Source organism: Modestobacter sp. SYSU DS0904, assembly GCF_054051115.1.
On record NZ_JBJHAQ010000003.1, the window covers coordinates 155,869 to 172,473 of the forward strand.

Sequence of the window (16,605 nt, forward strand, 5' to 3'; positions counted from 1 at the left end):
CGATGGCCGACCTCCTCAACGCGTTCGCCATCGCGGGCAAGGCGTTCTTCGGGTTCCAGGCGATCTTCTTCGCCCTGCTGGCCATCGGCATCAACGTGCACTTCGGCTACACCGGGCTGCTGAACTTCGGCCAGATCGCCTTCGCCATGCTGGGCGGGTTCGGCATCGCCATCTCGGTGAGCCAGTGGGGGCTGCCCTTCTGGGTCGGCGTCCTCGTCGGGGTGCTCGCCGCGGTGGCACTGGCCCTCCTGCTGGGCCTGCCGACGCTCCGCCTGCGCGCCGACTACCTCGCGATCGTCACGATCGCCACGGCCGAGGGGCTGAGACTGGTCTTCCGGTCGGTCTCCGCCACCCCGGTCACCGGCGGCACCCGCGGCCTCTCGGCGTTCAACCGCGACTTCATCGCCCTCGCGCCCTGGGACACCGGCCGGCGGTACAACCTGCTGGGCACCACCTGGAGCGGCGGCGAGCTGTGGGTCTGCACCGTCGGCTGGATCCTGGTGGCGCTGTGCTCACTGCTGGTGTGGGCACTCATGCGCGCACCCTGGGGCCGGGTGGTGAAGGCGATCCGCGAGGACGAGGACGCCGTCCGCTCGCTGGGCAAGAACGTCTACGCCTACAAGATGCAGGCGCTGGTGCTCGGCGGGATCTTCGGCGCCTTCGGCGGCATGGTCTACGCCGTCGGCACCGGTTCGGCGATCCCCGACCAGTACCAGAACGCCAACACCTTCCTCGCCTACGGGGCCCTGATCCTCGGCGGCGCCGCCCGGGTGCTCGGGCCGGTCATCGGATCCATGCTGCTGCTGTTCATCCTGCAGTTCGCCGACACCGGGCTGCGCTCGCTGATCTCCAACGGGGTCATCCCCTCGGAGCTGCTCTCCTCGACCGACGTGGCGCAGCTGCGCTACGTGCTGGTCGGCATCGGGCTCATGCTGTTGTTGGTGTTCCGGCCCCAGGGCATCTTCGGTGACCGACGAGAGGTGATGCTCGATGCCCGCTGACCCCACCCCGCACGGCGCCCACGCCGCGCAGCCCGGGGAGCTCGCCCGGTCCGGCGGCGCCCACCGGGCGGCGCCGCAGCGGCTGGCCCAGGCCGCGCTGCGCGACGTCCCCTGGGAGGTCGGGGTCGCCAAGCCCGATCCGGCGATCGTCGTCGACTCCGTCACCCGCACCTTCGGTGGCCTGACCGCGGTCTCGGTCGACCACCTGGAGATCCAGCGCGGCGGGATCACCGGCCTCATCGGGCCCAACGGCGCCGGCAAGACGACGCTGTTCAACCTGCTCACCGGGTTCGACCAGCCCAACACCGGCACCTGGTCGTTCAACGGTCGCGACCTGGGCAAGCTCAGCCCGCACCAGGTCGCCCGGCTCGGCGTCGTCCGCACCTTCCAGCTGACCAAGGCGCTGTCCCGGCTCACCGTGCTGCAGAACATGCTGCTCGGTGCCCAGGAGCAGCGCGGGGAGAGCTTCCTGCGCGCGCTCGTGCCGGGCACCTGGCGTACCCAGGAGAAGGCCAACACCGAGCGGGCCATGGACCTGCTGCGGCGGTTCAAGCTCGACGCCAAGAAGGACGACTTCGCCGGCAGCCTCTCCGGCGGTCAGCGCAAGCTGCTGGAGATGGCCCGGGCGCTGATGAGCGAGCCGCAGGTCGTCATGCTCGACGAGCCGATGGCCGGGGTGAACCCCGCCCTGACCCAGAGCCTGCTGGGCCACGTCAAGGACCTCCGCGAGGAGGGCATGACGGTCATCTTCGTGGAGCACGACATGGACGTCGTCCGGGACATCAGCGACTGGGTGGTCGTCATGGCCGCCGGCAAGGTCATCGCCGAGGGCGCGCCGGACTCCATCAGCCAGAACAAGGCCGTCGTCGACGCCTACCTCGGTGCCCACCACGACGCCCCCCTGACGGAGGAGGAGGAAGACCGCTTCCTCGCCGAGGACCAGGCGGCCGAACGTGCCCGGCGCGAGAACGACATCAGCTCCGACCGGGGCCGCACGAGGAGGGCAGGACGATGAGCACCGCGGATACGACAGGTCCGCCGGAGGACCGCAGGTTCCTGGTGCCGGAGTCCGAACAGGACGCACCGGTCGCCGACGAGCCCGGCGCAGGCACCGCAGCGGAGCTGTCCCCCGCGGAGAAGGCGGCCACCCGGGAGGAGCACGAGCGCCTCGCCGAGGGGGCGCTGGTGCGCGCCGACAACCTGGTGGCGGGCTACGTCCCCGGGGTCAACATCCTCAACGGGTGCGACTTCTACCTCTCGGACGGCGAACTGGTCGGGATCATCGGCCCCAACGGTGCCGGCAAGTCCACGCTGCTCAAGGCGCTGTTCGGGCTGATCCCGGTCCGGTCCGGCGCGGTGACGCTGCGCGGGGAGGACATCACCTCCGCCCCGGCCCACCGGCTGGTCTCGCTCGGCGTCGGCTACGTGCCGCAGAACAACAACGTGTTCCCCTCGCTCACCATCGAGGAGAACATGCAGATGGGCGTCTACCTGCGGCCGAAGACGTTCAAGGAGCGCTTCGACTACGTCGCCGACCTCTTCCCGCTGCTCGGTGACCGGCGGAAGGGCAAGGCCGGGGCCCTCTCCGGCGGCGAACGGCAGATGGTGGCGATGGGCCGGGCGCTGATGATGGACCCGTCGGTGCTGCTGCTCGACGAGCCCTCCGCCGGCCTGTCCCCGGTGCTGCAGGACGAGGTGTTCATCCGCTGCCGGCGGATCAACGCCACCGGGGTCTCGATCATCATGGTCGAGCAGAACGCCCGGCGCTGCCTGCAGATCTGCCACCGCGGTTACGTGCTGGACCAGGGGCGCAACGCCTACACCGACACCGGCAAGTCGCTGATGAACGACCCGAAGGTGATCGAGCTCTACCTGGGGACCCTCGCCAAGGCCCAGTGACACCCCGACGGCGCCGGTCTCCCCAGGGGACCGGCGCCGTCGTCGTCCCCGGCACGGCCGGTCCGGGCAGACTCACCGGGTGCTCCTCGTCGCCCACCTGATCGCGGTCAGCGCCTACGCCGGCGTCCAGTGGACCGTGCGGGTGCTCGTCTACCCGCAGTTCGACCAGGTGCCCGCGGACGCCTTCCCGCCCTACGAGCGCGCCCACCAGCGCCGCGTCGCCCGGCTGGTGGGTCCCCTCTTCGCGGCCCAGCTGGTGACCAGCGGCTGGTTGCTGGTCGACCGCCCGGTGGGTGCGCCGCTGGGTCTCGTCCTCGCCGCGGCCGGGCTCGTCACGCTCGTGCTGCTGGTGACGGCGGTGGGGGCGGTCCCGCTGCACCGGCGCCTGGACGGCGGCTGGGACGCCGCCGTGCACCGCCGGCTGCTGCGGGTGGACTCCGTCCGGGTGGTCCTGGCGACCGCCGGGGTCGTCGTGGCCGCGCTCCTCGTCGGCTGAGGCGCCACCCGCGGGACCCCGCACAGCACTGCGGCCCGGCACCTCGAGGGTGCCGGGCCGCAGCCTGGAACGGTGGAACCGGGTCAGCGCTGCTGGGTCACAGCGCCTCGTACCTCAGCTCAGCGCTGGGGCCCGATGCCCTGGGCGTTGAGGTCCTGGATGATCCGCGAGGACTCCTCGAACCCGATGACCACGATGGCGTCGGGGTTGAAGTCGACCATCTGCTGGACCTCGGAGCTGAAGTTCGCCGCCTGCGGGTCGTAGGTGATGTACTCGATGCTGTCCTCCGACAGACCGCCCGCGACCAGGTTGTCGCGGGTGTTCTGCGCCAGACCCGTGCCGTACGGGTCGTTGATCGCCAGGATGCCGACGGTGTTGTTGCCGTCCTCGGCGATCAGGTCGGCCAGCGCGCGGGCCTGCAGGGTGTCCGGGGGCGCGGTGCGGAAGTACAGCCCGTTGTCGTCGTAGGTGGTGAACTGGTCGGAGGTGTTCGCCGGGGAGATCTGCAGGACGCCGGCACCGGTGATGGTGTCGATGACCGTGAGGCTCACCCCGGAGGACGCGGCACCGACGATGGCGTCGACGTTGGACTGCAGCAGCCGGTCGACCGTCTGGGTGGCGGTGTCGGTCGAGGCGTCACCGGAGTCACCCTCGACGAGCTGCACCGGCTGGCCGAGCACGCCGCCGGCCTCGTTCACCTCGTTGATCGCCAGCTGGGCGCCGGCGACCTCCGGCGGGCCGAGGAAGGCCAGGTTCCCGGTCAGCGGCAGCAGGGTGCCGACCACCAGCGGGTCGCCCGTGGCACCCGCCGGCGCGTAGGCCGGGCCCTCGTCGGTGGCGGCGTTGGCCTCGTCGCCGGCGATGACGAACTCCGTCGCCGAGTCGTCGAGCTGGTTGTCCTCGCCGAACTGCAGGATCCCGAAGCTGGCCTGGGCCGGCTCCCCGGGCTCGGCGAAGCTCAGCGGGCCGCTGACGCCGTCGTAGTCGACGTTGCCGCCGGCGTTGATGATCTCCAGGCAGGCGGCGTAGGACTCGCAGGTCTCGCCGCCGAAGGTCAGCCCGTTGACGTACGGCGCGAACACCGTGGCGTCGCTGCTGCCGGCCGCCTGGGCCGCCAGCGCGGTGAGGATGACGGCGTCGTAGGTCTCACCGGCGTAGTTGAAGTCCTGCAGGTTGGGGTCGACCGAGAGCAGGCGGTCGGTGAAGTCGCCGGACAGCTCGGTCAGCGGCGTCGTACCCGACATGCCGGCCAGGGCGCCCGGCTCGGAGAAGTCCTCGCCGAGGGCGTTGCCCATGTTGCCGTCGGTGCCGTAGACGTTGACCTGCTTCTCGCCGCTCGCGTCGGTGCCGCCGCCGGTGTCGCCGCCGTCGTCGCCGCCGCCGCAGGCGGTCAGCGCGAGCAGGGCGGCACCGGAGAGGGCGATCGCGCGAGCGGTGGTGCGGGTGCGCATCAAGGAACTCCCAGTGGGGTGCGTGCGTGGTCACCGGGCCCGAAGAGCTGGACAGCCCACCGGCCGGCCGGTCAGTGGGCAGAACCTAACTGCCACACCGGCGGCCACCACCCCCGCTCAGTGCACCGTGATGACGTTGTGACCTGCGCGTCTCGGGTGCGCCACACCGTGGGACACGCCGACACACGTGCGCAACGACCGTGTCGCCCGTCACGCGCCGTCGGCTGTCGTGGCCGGCGCGGCCCGGGAGACGGAACGGCCGCCGGCCCGCGGATCGCGGAGCCGGCGGCCGGTCGTGCGAGTGCAGGGCGGACGCGGTGGCGCTCAGGCGGTGGGCTGTCCCCCGGCCGGGGCGGCGTCGCCGACCTCGGTCGTCATGATCGCCTCGGCCAGCGCGCGCATCGAGGTGCGCTCGTTCATCGCCGTGCGCTGGATCCACCGGAACGCCTCGGCCTCCGTCATCCCGCGCTCGGTCATCAGCCGGCCCTTCGCCTTCTCGATGACCTTGCGGGCCTCCAGGCGCTCCTTGAGGTCGGCGACCTCGGCGTCCAGGGCGTGCATCTCCTGGAACCGCCCGACCGCGACCTCGATCGCCGGGACCAGGTCGTTCTTGGAGAACGGCTTCACCAGGTAGGCCATCGCCCCGGCGTCGCGGGCGCGCTCGACCAGCTCGCGCTGGCTGAAGGCGGTGAGCACGATGACCGGGGCGATGCGGGCGCTGGCGATCTGCTCGGCCGCGGCGATCCCGTCGAGCACGGGCATCTGCACGTCGAGGACGACGAGGTCGGGCCGCAGCTGCTGGGCCTGCTCGACCGCGGCCTGCCCGTCACCGACCTCCGCGACGACGACGTACCCCTCCTCCTCGAGCATCTCCTTGAGGTCGAGGCGGATCAGTGCCTCGTCCTCGGCGATGAGGACCCGGGTCGGCTCGTTGGTCACGGAGATCATCCTATCGACCGCAGGCGCGGAACCCGAGCCGGATAGGCTGCGGGCCACTCGGTCGAGTTGAGCCCCCGTACCCCAATCGGCAGAGGGAGCGGATTCAAAACCCGCGCAGTGTGCGTTCGAGTCGCACCGGGGGCACCATGCACATGGCGATCCTCACGGACCGCACCGCCGCCAACGGCCGTTCCCGGCCGCCGTTGAGCAGCTTCGTCGTTCGGTCGCGGAACCCTCCGGGCTCCACTCCTCACTGACCGCACCGCGGCCGAGTGCCGTCCCGGCCGCCGTCGAGCCGCTGCCCGTGCCTCCGGCGGGGACCCTCCGGGCCCCACACCGGAGTCACCCCGGCCGGGCGGCCGTCCCCGGCTCCATCGGACCCGTCACCAGACGCCCCTCCCGACCTGCGGAGCGGCCGGTGCCCCACTGCGCGTGCCGGACGAGCACCGCAATACCGTGACCGCGTGACCGGCCACATGACCCCCGAGCAGTTCCGCCAGCACGGCCACGAGGTGGTCGACTGGATCGCCGACTACTGGGCCCGGGTGGGCTCGCTCCCGGTCCGGTCGCAGGTCTCCCCCGGCGACGTGCGCGCCGCCCTCCCGCCGCAGGCGCCCGAGCGGGGCGAGCCGTTCGCCGCGGTGCTGGCCGACCTCGACCGCGTCGTCGTCCCCGGGCTGACCCACTGGCAGCACCCCGGCTTCTTCGGGTACTTCCCGGCGAACACCTCCGGGCCCTCGGTGCTGGGTGACCTGGTGAGCGCCGGCCTGGGCGTGCAGGGGATGTCCTGGGTGACCAGCCCGGCCGCCACCGAGCTCGAGCAGCACGTGATGGACTGGCTGGCCGACCTGCTCGGGCTGCCGGCGTCCTTCCGCTCCACCGGCACCGGCGGCGGCGTCGTCCAGGACTCCAGCTCGGGGGCGAACCTGGTGGCCCTGCTCGCCGCCCTGCACCGGGCCAGCAAGGGCGCCACGCTGCGCCACGGGGTGCTCCCCGAGGAGTACACCGTCTACGTCTCCGCCCAGACGCACAGCTCGATGGAGAAGGCGGTGCGCATCGCCGGCCTCGGTGCCGAGGCGATCCGCATCGTCGAGGTCGACGAGGAGCTGGCGATGCGGCCCGGTGCGCTCGCCGCGCGGCTGGAGCGGGACGTCGCCCGCGGGTTCACCCCGGTGCTGGTCTGCGCCACCGTGGGCACGACCTCGACGACGGCGGTCGACCCGCTGGCCGAGATCGGGCCGGTCTGCCAGCGCTTCGGGGTGTGGCTGCACGTCGACGCCGCCTACGCCGGGGTCAGCGCCGTCGCCCCCGAGCTGCGTGCGCTGCAGGCCGGGGTGGAGTGGGCCGACAGCTACACCACCGACGCGCACAAGTGGCTGCTCACCGGCTTCGACGCGACGCTCTTCTGGGTCGCCGACCGGGCCGCGCTCACCGGCGCGCTGTCGATCCTCCCCGAGTACCTGCGCAACGCCGCCACCGACACCGGCGCGGTCGTCGACTACCGCGACTGGCAGATCGAGCTGGGCCGCCGCTTCCGGGCGCTGAAGCTGTGGTTCGTGGTCCGCTGGTACGGGGCCGAGGGGTTGCGCGAGCACATCCGCGGCCACGTGGCCCTGGCCCAGGAGCTGGCGGCCTGGGCGGCGGCCGACGACCGCTTCGACGTCGTCGCCCCGCACCCGCTGTCGCTGGTGTGCCTGCGCCCCCGCTGGGCCGACGGCGTGGACGCCGACGTCGCCACCATGACCCTGCTGGAGCGGCTCAACGACGGCGGCGAGGTCTTCCTGACCCACACGACGGTGGGCGGCTCCGCGGTGCTGCGGGTGGCGATCGGTGCGCCCGCGACGGCCCGGCAGCACGTCGAGCGGGTCTGGGCACTGCTGGTGGAGGGCCACGACTGGCTGGCCAACGACTTCGCGGAGCAGGCCCGCGAGCGGCAGGAGGCCGAGCGCCGCGAGCGGGCAGCGCGCGAGGAGGCGGCCGCCGCAGAGCGGGCAGCCGCAGAGCAGGCAGCCGCAGAGCAGGCAGCCGCGCAGCCGGTGGTCGAGACCCCGGCCGCCCAGGACGAGACCGCCGAGCAGGCCGCGGCCCAGGCCGACCTCGACGGCGCGCCCTCCCAGGACTGAGCGACCCGCCGGGAGGGGCTCAGCCGAGCGAGCGGATGAGCCCCTCCTGGGCGACGGTGGCCACGTGCGTGCCGTCGGCGGACCAGATCTGCCCGAAGCACACTGCGCGACCACTGGCCGCCGCCGGGCTGTCGGTCTCGTAGAGGAACCACTCGTCGGCCCGTGCGGGCCGGTGGAACCACACCGCGTGGTCCAGGCTCGCCCCGACGATCGATCCGCCCCAGCCACCGCCGATGCGGGCCAGCCCGGCGGAGAGCAGGGTCAGGTCGCTGACGAAGGTGAGCGCGGCGGCGTGCACGTTGTCGTCGTCGGGCAGCCGCCCGGTGACCCGGAACCAGGCCCGGAACGCGGTGTCCCCCGCCGTGCGGGGCTCGGGGTCGTAGGGGTCACGCAGGTAGCGGGAGTCGACCGCCCGGTTGAGGGCACGCGCGCCCTCGGCCCGGTCGGGGTGGGCGGCGAGCACCTCGGGCAGCCCGGGGAGCCCGTCGGGGCCGGGCACCTCCGGCATGGGCAGGGAGTGCTCCACCACCGCCCGCTCCCCCGCGGTGAAGTCCGCGGTGAGCGCGAAGATGGCGACGTCCTCGCCCTTGCGGGTCTGCCGGGCCACCACCCGCCGGGTGCTGAACGACCGGCCCTCCCGGATCCGGTCCACCTCGTAGCGGATCTCCTCCTGCGGGTCGCCCGGCCGGAGGAAGTACGAGTGGAGCGAGTGCACCGGCCGCTCGGCCGGCACCGTGGCGTTCGCCGCGGCGAGCGCCTGGGCAGCCACCTGACCGCCGAAGATCCGCTGCAGCGGCGTCCGGGGGGTGCTGCCGACGAACAGGTCCGGGGCGCGTTCCTCCAGGTCGAGGACGACCATGAGCTCGGCCGCCGGGGTCGGGGCCGGGACCTCCCCGGCTGATCCCGCCCCCGACGCCGCCGCTGCTGCGGTCACGCCTGCGTTCCCACCTCGTGCACCCGGACGAGGTTGGTCGTCCCGGCCGTGTTCGGCGGGGAGCCGGCCACGACGACGACCTGGTCGCCCTCGCGCAGCCGGCCGATGGACAGCAGCGAGAAGTCGACCTGGGCGACCATGTCGTCGGTGTGCTCGACCGTGGGGACGATGAACGTCTCCACGCCCCAGGACAACGCCAGCCGGCTGCGCACCCGCGGGTCGTTGGTGAAGGCCAGGATCGGCAGCCGGGTCTTCAGCGCCGCCAGCCGCTGGGCGCTGCGGCCGGTGGAGGTGAAGGCGGCCAGCGCCGACACGTCGAGCGCCTCGCCGACGTCCTTGGCCGCCCGCACCATGGCCCCCGGCCGGGAGTGCGATGCCTTGAGCAGCTGGGGGGCGAGGATCTCGTCGGTCTCGACCGCGGCGATGATGCGGTCCATCGTGCGGACCGCGGCGATCGGGTGCTTGCCCACCGAGGTCTCCCCCGACAGCATCACCGCGTCGGCGCCGTCGAGGACGGCGTTGGCCACGTCGGAGGCCTCGGCGCGGGTGGGCCGGGAGTTCTCGATCATCGACTCGAGCATCTGCGTGGCCACGATGACCGGCTTGTTGCGCTCGCGGGCGGCCTGCACGGCGCGCTTCTGCACCAGCGGCACCTGCTCGAGCGGCAGCTCCACACCGAGGTCACCGCGGGCGACCATGATGCCGTCGAAGGCGTCGCAGATCGCGTCGAGGTTCTCGACCGCCTCGGGCTTCTCCAGCTTGGCGATGACCGGGGCGAACACGTCCTCCTGGGCCATCACCTCGCGGACCAGCTCGACGTCGCGGGGGGAACGGACGAAGGACAGCGCGACGAAGTCCACCCCCAGCGAGAGGGCGAAGCGCAGGTCCTCCTCGTCCTTGTCCGACATGGCGGGGACGCTGACCGCGACGCCGGGCAGGGACAGGCCCTTGTTGTTGGAGACCGGGCCGCCCTCGAGGACCAGGCAGTACACGTCCGGGCCGTCGACCTCGGCGACAGTGAGGGCGAGCTTGCCGTCGTCGACCAGCAGGCGGTCACCGACGCGGACGTCGTTGGCCAGGTCCTTGTAGGTGGTCGAGACCCGCTCGGCGGTGCCCTCGACGTCCTCGACGGTGATGCAGACCCGGGCTCCGGTCGGCCACTCCACCTTGCCCTCGGTGAAGGTGCCCAGCCGGATCTTCGGGCCCTGGAGGTCGGCGAGGATGGCGACGGCCCGGCCGACCTTGTCCGAGGCCTCCCGGACCAGGCGGTAGGCCTGTTCGTGGTCGGCGTGCTTGCCGTGGCTGAAGTTGAGCCGGGCGACGTCCATCCCGGACTCGACGAGGGCGGTGACCTGCTCCGGGGTGGCGGTCGCCGGACCCAGCGTGCAGACGATCTTCGCGCGGCGAGACATGCCTCTGAAACTAGTCGACCCCCCGAGGGGACACGCCCGACGGGGTCGGCCGTGTCCCCCCGGGGGGTCGCAGTCGTCTGGGACGTCTGCGCAGGTCAGCGCAGTGGCACCGCCGTCGGGGTGACCGGGCGGGGCAGCTGGGAGGCGCCGGTCAGCCAGGTGTCGACGGCGGCCGCCGCGGCCCGCCCCTCGGCGATCGCCCAGACGATGAGCGACTGGCCACGACCCATGTCACCGGCCACGAAGACACCCGGCGCCGTGGACATGTAGTCGCCGTCGCGGGCGACCGCACCCTTCTCGGTGACCGCGCACCCCAGCTGCTCGACCAGCCCGGCGGTCTGCGGCCCGGTGTAGCCCAGGGCCAGCAGCACCAGATCGGCCGGGAGCACCCGCGTGGTGCCCTCGACGACCTCCTTGCGGCCGTTGACCAGGCGGACGTCGGAGACCTGGACACCGGCGACCCGGCCGTCGTCCCCGGCGACGAAGCCCTCGGTGTTGACCGCGAACAGCCGCTCGCCGCCCTCCTCGTGAGCCGGGGAGACCCGCAGGACCATCTCGTAGGTCGGCCACGGGTTGTCCTGCGGCCGGGTGCCGGGCGGGGCCGGCTTGTAGTCCAGCTGGGCCACCGACGCCGCGCCCTGCCGGTGGGCGGTGCCCAGGCAGTCCGCGCCGGTGTCACCGCCACCGATGATCACCACGTGCTTGTCGCGGGCGTCGATCGCCGGGTGCTCGAGCTCGCCGAGCGCCTGGCGGTTGCCGTCGGGCAGGTACTCCATGGCGAAGTGCACGCCGGGCAGCTCCCGGCCGGGCAGCGGCAGGTCGCGGGCCACCGGGGTGCCGATCGCCAGCACCACCGCGTCGTAGTCCGACTGCAGCCGCTCCACCGTCACGTCGTCGGGGCCCTCGCCGCCGACGTCGACCCCGGTGACGAAGCGGGTGCCCTCGGCGCGCATCTGGTCCAGCCGCCGGTCCAGGTGGCGCTTCTCCATCTTGAACTCGGGGATGCCGTACCGGAGCAGCCCGCCGACCCGGTCGTCGCGCTCGAGGACGGTGACCTCGTGCCCGGCCCGGGTCAGCTGCTGGGCGGCGGCCAGCCCGGCCGGCCCGGAGCCGACCACGGCGATCTTCTTGCCGGTCAGCACCGCCGGCGGCTGGGGGGTGACCCAGCCGTTGACGAAGGCCTGGTCGATGATCTCCCACTCGATCTGCTTGATCGTGACCGGTGCGTTCTCCAGGTTGAGCACGCACGCGGCCTCGCAGGGCGCCGGGCACAGCTTCCCGGTGAACTCCGGGAAGTTGTTGGTGGCGTGCAGCCGCTCGATCGCCTCCTGCCAGTCGTCCCGGCGGGCGAGGTCGTTCCACTCCGGGATCAGGTTGCCCAGCGGGCAGCCGTGGTGGCAGAAGGGGATGCCGCAGTCCATGCACCGGGCCGCCTGCTCGCGCAGGGCGGTGACCGGGAAGACGGAGTCCTCACCGGTGTCCCGGTTGAGGTACACCTCCTTCCAGTCCAGCAGCCGCAGGTCGACCGGCCGCCGCGGCGGCAGCTGCCGGTCGTACTTCAGGAAACCCGTCGCATCAACCACGTGCAGCCTCCATCACAGCTCGGTCCACGTCGTACCCGGCGGCCTCGGCGGCCCGCCGGGCCTCCAGGGCACGCCGGTAGTCACGCGGCATGATCACGCTGAACCGCTCGGACCACCGGCCCCAGTCAGCGAGCAGGGCGGTGGCCACCGCGGAGTCGGTCGCCTCCCGGTAGCGGGTGAGGACGTCGCGCAGCCACAGCGAGCTCTCGCCGTCCAGCTCCTCGACCTCCACCATCTCCGGGTTCACCCGGTGCCGGGCGAGGTCGAGCACGTAGCCGATCCCCCCGGACATGCCGGCGGCGATGTTGCGGCCGGTGGGCCCCAGGATGATCGCCGACCCGCCGGTCATGTACTCCAGCGCGTGGTCGCCCACGCCCTCGACGACCGCCAGCGCACCGGAGTTGCGCACGCAGAAGCGCTCGCCGACCCGGCCGCGGAGGAACAGCTCCCCCTGGGTCGCGCCGTAGCCGATGACGTTGCCGGCGATGACGTTGTCCTCGGCGGCGAAGGCGGACTCCGGCGCGGGGCGCACCACGATCCGCCCGCCGGACAGGCCCTTGCCGACGTAGTCGTTGGCGTCGCCGAGCAGCGTCATGGTGATGCCCGGGGGCAGGAAGGCGCCGAAGGACTGACCGGCCGACCCGGTGAAGGTCAGGTCGATCGTGCCGTCGGGCAGTCCCGCGCCGCCGAAGCGACGGGTCACCATCGAGCCGAGCATCGTGCCGACGGTGCGGTTGACGTTTCGGACCGGCAGCTCCAGGTGCACCGGGCGGGCGTCGAGCAGCGCACCCTCGCAGAGCTGGATCAGCGTCTGGTCCAGCGCGACGTCCAAGCCGTGGTCCTGGGTGGTCACCTGCCGGCGGGCCGCGCCCGCGGGCATCTCCGGGACGGCGAGGATCGGCGAGAGGTCGATCCCGGAGGCCTTCCAGTGGTCGACCGCCGGCGCCACCTCGAGCAGCTCGGCGTGGCCGACCGCCTCGTCGAGGGTGCGGAAGCCCAGCTGCGCCAGCTGCTCGCGCACCTGCTCGGCGATGAACTCGAAGAAGGTGACCACGAACTCCGGCTTGCCGGTGAACCGCTTGCGCAGCTCCGGGTTCTGCGTGGCCACGCCCACCGGGCAGGTGTCCAGGTGGCAGACGCGCATCATCACGCAGCCCTCGACCACCAGCGGGGCGGTGGCGAAGCCGAACTCCTCGGCGCCCAGCAGCGCGGCCACGATCACGTCGCGACCGGTCTTCATCTGGCCGTCGACCTGCACCACGATCCGGTCGCGCAGCCCGTTGGCCAGCAGTGTCTGCTGGGTCTCGGCCAGGCCGATCTCCCACGGGGTGCCCGCGTGCTTGAGCGAGGTCAGCGGCGCCGCGCCGGTGCCGCCGTCGTGCCCGGAGACCAGGACGACGTCGGCCTTGGCCTTCGCGACCCCAGCCGCCACCGTGCCGATGCCGGTCTCGGAGACCAGCTTGACGTGGATCCGCGCCTCGTTGTTCGCGTTCTTGAGGTCGTGGATGAGCTGCTTGAGGTCCTCGATCGAGTAGATGTCGTGGTGCGGCGGCGGGCTGATCAGCCCCACGCCCGGCGTGGAGTGCCGGGTCCGCGCCACCCACGGGTAGACCTTGCTGCCGGGCAGCTGGCCACCCTCGCCGGGCTTCGCGCCCTGGGCCATCTTGATCTGGATGTCGTCGGCGTTGACCAGGTACTCGCTGGTCACCCCGAACCGGCCGCTGGCCACCTGCTTGATCGAGCTGCGGCGCAGGTCGCCGTTGGGGTCGGCGGTGAAGCGGTCGGGGTCCTCCCCGCCCTCACCGGTGTTGGAGCGCCCACCGAGCCGGTTCATCGCGATCGCCAGCGTCTCGTGCGCCTCGGCCGAGATGGAGCCGTAGCTCATCGCGCCGGTCTGGAAGCGCTTGACGATCTCGCTGACCGGCTCGACCTCCTCCAGCGGCACCGCCGGGCGGCCGGCGGTCTTGAACCGGAACAGCCCGCGCAGGGTCGCCGCGTCGGCCGACAGGGTGTCCACGGTGTCGGCGTAGCGCTGGAAGACCTCGTACTGCCGGGATCGGGTGGCGTGCTGGAGCAGGAACACCGTCTCGGGGTTGAACAGGTGCACCTCGCCCTCGCGGCGCCACTGGTACTCCCCGCCGGTCTCCAGCCGCCGGTGCGCGCGCTCGGTGGGGTTGCTCGGGTAGGCCTGCCGGTGGCGCATGGCGACCTCCTCGGCGAGCACGTCGAGCCCGACGCCGTCGAGGGTGGCCGACGTGCCGGTGAAGTACTCGTCGACGAGGGCCTTGGACAGGCCGACGGTCTCGAAGATCTGCGCCATGGTGTAGGAGCCGACGGTGCTGATGCCCATCTTGCTCATCACCTTGAGCACGCCCTTGCCCATGGCCTTGACCACGTTGCGCACGGCCTGCGCGGGCTGGATGCCGGTGAGCTGCCCGGACCGGATCAGGTCCTCGACGCTCTCGAAGGCCAGGTAGGGGTTGACCGCGGCCGCGCCGTAGCCCAGCAGCAGCGCGATGTGGTGCACCTCGCGGCAGTCGCCGGACTCGATGACCAGGCCGACCTCCATCCGGGTGCGCTCCCGCACCAGGTGGTGGTGGACGGCGGCGGTCATCAGCAGCGACGGGATCGGCGCGCGGTTCTCGTCGCAGTCGCGGTCGGACAGCACGATGACCCTGGCACCGGCGGCGATCGCCTTGCTCACCTTGGTGCGCAGCTCGGTGATCGCCTCGGCCAGGGCGGTGCCGCCGCCGTTGACGTCGTAGTGGCCGGTGATCCGCACGGCGGCGAACCCGGGCAGGTCGCCGTCGTCGTCGATGTGCAGGATCTTGGCGAGCTCGTCGTTGTCGATCACCGGGAACGGCAGGAACAGCTGCCGGCAGGATGCCGGGGTCGCCGAGAGCAGGTTCTGCTCCGGGCCGAAGGTGCGCCCGAGGCTGGTGACCAGCTCCTCCCGGATCGCGTCCAGCGGCGGGTTGGTGACCTGCGCGAACAGCTGGGTGAAGTAGTCGAACAGCGACCGGGAGCGGTCCGACAACGAGGCGATCGGGGTGTCGGTGCCCATCGAGCCGATCGGCTCGGCACCGCTGGCGGCCATCGGCTGCACCAGGATGCGCAGCTCCTCCTCGGTGTAGCCGAAGAGCAGCTGACGACGGACGACGGACTCGTGGCTGGGCCGGGCGCGGCGGCGCTCGGGCAGCTGGGGCAGGTGCACCAGGCCGGCGTGCAGCCAGTCGCCGTAGGGCTCGGCCGTGGCCAGCTCGCCCTTGACCTCCTCGTCGGAGACGATCCGGCCCGCGGCGGTGTCGACCAGGAACATCCGGCCCGGCTGCAGCCGGCCCTTGGCGACGACCTCGGACGCCGGGATGTCCAGCACCCCGGCCTCGCTGGCCAGCACGACCATGTCGTCCTTGGTCCGCCACCAGCGGCCCGGGCGCAGGCCGTTGCGGTCGAGCACCGCACCGATGAGCGTGCCGTCGGTGAAGGCCACGCAGGCGGGCCCGTCCCAGGGCTCCATGATCGAGGAGTGGAAGCGGTAGAACGCCCGGCGGGCCGCGTCCATCTCGGCGTGGTTCTCCCACGCCTCGGGGATCATCATCAGCACCGCGTGCGGCAGCGAGCGGCCGGACAGGTGCAGCAGCTCGAGGACCTCGTCGAAGGTCGCCGAGTCGCTGAAGTCGCTGGCGGTGACCGGGAAGATCCGGTCCAGGCCGAGCTCGGCGGCCGGGCCGGCCGGACCGTCGAACAGCTCGGTCTCCAGCTTGGCCTCGCGGGCGCGCATCCGGTTGCGGTTGCCCTTGATCGTGTTGATCTCGCCGTTGTGCGCGATGAACCGGAACGGGTGGGCCAGCGGCCAGCTCGGGAAGGTGTTGGTGGAGAAGCGGCTGTGCACCAGCGCGATCGCCGACTCGTAGCGCTCGTCGCGCAGGTCGGGGAAGAACGCCGGCAGCTGGTCGGTGGTCAGCATCCCCTTGTAGGTGATGGTGCGCGCCGACAGCGAGGCGATGTAGCAGTTGGTGCCGGCGTCCCGGGCGGCCCGCTCGATCCGCTTGCGCAGCACGAACGAGCGCCGCTCCAGCCGGGTGACCCCGTGCGGGGCGGCGGTGCCACCGAACGCCTGGGCGTCGGCGCGCGCGCCGATCGTCTCGGCGACGAACAACTGCGCGAAGTACGGCATGACCCGGCGCGCGGTGGGCCCGAGGTCGGCGCCGTCGGGGTCGACCGGCAGCTCGCGCCAGCCCAGGACGGTCAGCCCCTCCTCCGCGGCGAGCGCGGCGACCCCGTCGACGACGGTGCCCCGCTCGGTCTCGTCGGCGGGGAGGAAGGCGATGCCGACCGCGTACTCGCCCAGCGGCGGGAGGTCGAAGTCGACGCTGGCGCGCAGCAGCGCGTCGGGCACCTGGGTGAGGATCCCGGCGCCGTCACCGGAGTTGGGCTCGGAGCCGGCGGCGCCGCGGTGGTCGAGGTTGTGCAGGGCGGTCAACCCGGCGGCCACGATCGACCGGGAACGGCGGCCGCGGGCGTCGGCCACGAAGGCCACGCCGCACGCGTCGTGCTCGCGGGCCGGGTCGTAGAGGCCGGAGGCGGCGGGGAGCGCCGAGAAGGCCACCGGGGCCGTCCGGACGTCGGTGCCGGGGGCGGTGCCGGCGAGGTTGCGGGGGGCGGCGAGGTCAGACATGTCACTCCCGTCGTCGGCTGGCCGCGACGCCCGTCCGGCGGAGCCGGGCCCGGGCGCGGTGCGGGGGGTCACGAGGACCCCGCCGGGTG

General features: G+C 72.6%; 11 protein-coding genes and 1 tRNA gene. 6 read left to right on the forward strand and 6 right to left on the reverse strand.

Annotated features, from left to right (window positions below; all coding sequences use genetic code 11):
* Nucleotides 1-2: 2 nt before the first annotated feature.
* The 4 genes from ACI79U_RS03265 to ACI79U_RS03280 all read left to right on the forward strand — a co-directional run bounded on the left by ACI79U_RS03265 (nt 3) and on the right by ACI79U_RS03280 (nt 3,396).
* Complete coding sequence (locus tag ACI79U_RS03265) at nt 3-1,001, forward strand: branched-chain amino acid ABC transporter permease (protein ID WP_457064829.1); 999 nt, start codon at nt 3-5, stop codon at nt 999-1,001.
* Nucleotides 991-2,016, forward strand: a complete 1,026-nt coding sequence (locus ACI79U_RS03270) for an ABC transporter ATP-binding protein (protein ID WP_457064827.1) — start codon at nt 991-993, stop codon at nt 2,014-2,016. Before ACI79U_RS03265 ends, ACI79U_RS03270 begins: the two co-directional genes overlap by 11 nt.
* Entirely contained in the window at nt 2,013-2,900 is an 888-nt protein-coding gene (locus ACI79U_RS03275) for an ABC transporter ATP-binding protein (protein ID WP_457064825.1), read from the forward strand. The genes ACI79U_RS03270 and ACI79U_RS03275 overlap by 4 nt, the downstream gene beginning before the upstream one ends.
* A gap of 79 nt (nt 2,901-2,979) precedes the next feature.
* Nucleotides 2,980-3,396 (forward strand): DUF1772 domain-containing protein, encoded by a 417-nt coding sequence (locus ACI79U_RS03280; RefSeq protein WP_457064823.1) that lies wholly within the window; start codon nt 2,980-2,982, stop codon nt 3,394-3,396.
* Between the two features lie 119 nt (nt 3,397-3,515).
* Here the strand turns inward: ACI79U_RS03280 and ACI79U_RS03285 are convergent, their stop codons facing one another.
* Together ACI79U_RS03285 and ACI79U_RS03290 are read right to left on the reverse strand one after the other, a co-directional pair.
* Nucleotides 3,516-4,847 (reverse strand): ABC transporter substrate-binding protein, encoded by a 1,332-nt coding sequence (locus ACI79U_RS03285; protein ID WP_457064821.1) that lies wholly within the window; start codon nt 4,845-4,847, stop codon nt 3,516-3,518.
* 324 nt (nt 4,848-5,171) lie between these two features.
* Nucleotides 5,172-5,786, reverse strand: coding sequence for an ANTAR domain-containing response regulator (locus ACI79U_RS03290; protein ID WP_457064819.1), 615 nt, complete (start codon nt 5,784-5,786; stop codon nt 5,172-5,174).
* A 70-nt stretch (nt 5,787-5,856) separates the two neighbouring features.
* Here ACI79U_RS03290 and ACI79U_RS03295 point away from each other — a divergent pair.
* A tRNA-Leu gene (locus tag ACI79U_RS03295) sits at nt 5,857-5,933 on the forward strand.
* Nucleotides 5,934-6,250: 317 nt separating this feature from the next.
* A complete protein-coding gene (locus ACI79U_RS03300; protein WP_457064817.1) occupies nt 6,251-7,909 on the forward strand; it encodes a pyridoxal-dependent decarboxylase in 1,659 nt (552 codons plus the stop codon).
* 19 nt (nt 7,910-7,928) lie between these two features.
* On the opposite strand, the gene ACI79U_RS03305 is transcribed toward ACI79U_RS03300, so the two are convergent.
* The 4 genes from ACI79U_RS03305 to gltB all read right to left on the reverse strand — a co-directional run bounded on the left by ACI79U_RS03305 (nt 7,929) and on the right by gltB (nt 16,516).
* On the reverse strand, nt 7,929-8,843 hold the full coding sequence (locus ACI79U_RS03305) for an acyl-CoA thioesterase (RefSeq protein WP_457064815.1): 915 nt from the start codon (nt 8,841-8,843) through the stop codon (nt 7,929-7,931).
* Nucleotides 8,840-10,255: a pyruvate kinase gene (gene pyk / locus ACI79U_RS03310; protein WP_457064813.1), complete on the reverse strand. Its 1,416-nt coding sequence runs from the start codon at nt 10,253-10,255 to the stop codon at nt 8,840-8,842. The genes ACI79U_RS03305 and pyk overlap by 4 nt, the downstream gene beginning before the upstream one ends.
* A gap of 95 nt (nt 10,256-10,350) precedes the next feature.
* Nucleotides 10,351-11,838 carry a glutamate synthase subunit beta gene (locus ACI79U_RS03315; protein WP_457064811.1) on the reverse strand — a complete coding sequence of 496 codons (1,488 nt, stop codon included), beginning with the start codon at nt 11,836-11,838 and terminating at the stop codon, nt 10,351-10,353.
* Complete coding sequence (gltB, locus tag ACI79U_RS03320; protein WP_457064809.1) at nt 11,831-16,516, reverse strand: glutamate synthase large subunit; 4,686 nt, start codon at nt 16,514-16,516, stop codon at nt 11,831-11,833. The genes ACI79U_RS03315 and gltB overlap by 8 nt, the downstream gene beginning before the upstream one ends.
* Nucleotides 16,517-16,605: the final 89 nt, after the last annotated feature.

What these genes read in the sequence shown, in the direction of transcription:
- ACI79U_RS03265 (WP_457064829.1), top strand. Translation starts at nt 3, where the DNA reads ATGGCCGACCTCCTCAACGCGTTCGCCATCGCGGGCAAGGCGTTCTTC.
- ACI79U_RS03270 (WP_457064827.1), top strand. Translation starts at nt 991, where the DNA reads ATGCCCGCTGACCCCACCCCGCACGGCGCCCACGCCGCGCAGCCCGGG.
- ACI79U_RS03275 (WP_457064825.1), top strand. Translation starts at nt 2,013, where the DNA reads ATGAGCACCGCGGATACGACAGGTCCGCCGGAGGACCGCAGGTTCCTG.
- ACI79U_RS03285 (WP_457064821.1), bottom strand. Translation starts at nt 4,847, where the DNA reads ATGCGCACCCGCACCACCGCTCGCGCGATCGCCCTCTCCGGTGCCGCC.
- pyk (WP_457064813.1), bottom strand. Translation starts at nt 10,255, where the DNA reads ATGTCTCGCCGCGCGAAGATCGTCTGCACGCTGGGTCCGGCGACCGCC.
- gltB (WP_457064809.1), bottom strand. Translation starts at nt 16,516, where the DNA reads ATGTCTGACCTCGCCGCCCCCCGCAACCTCGCCGGCACCGCCCCCGGC.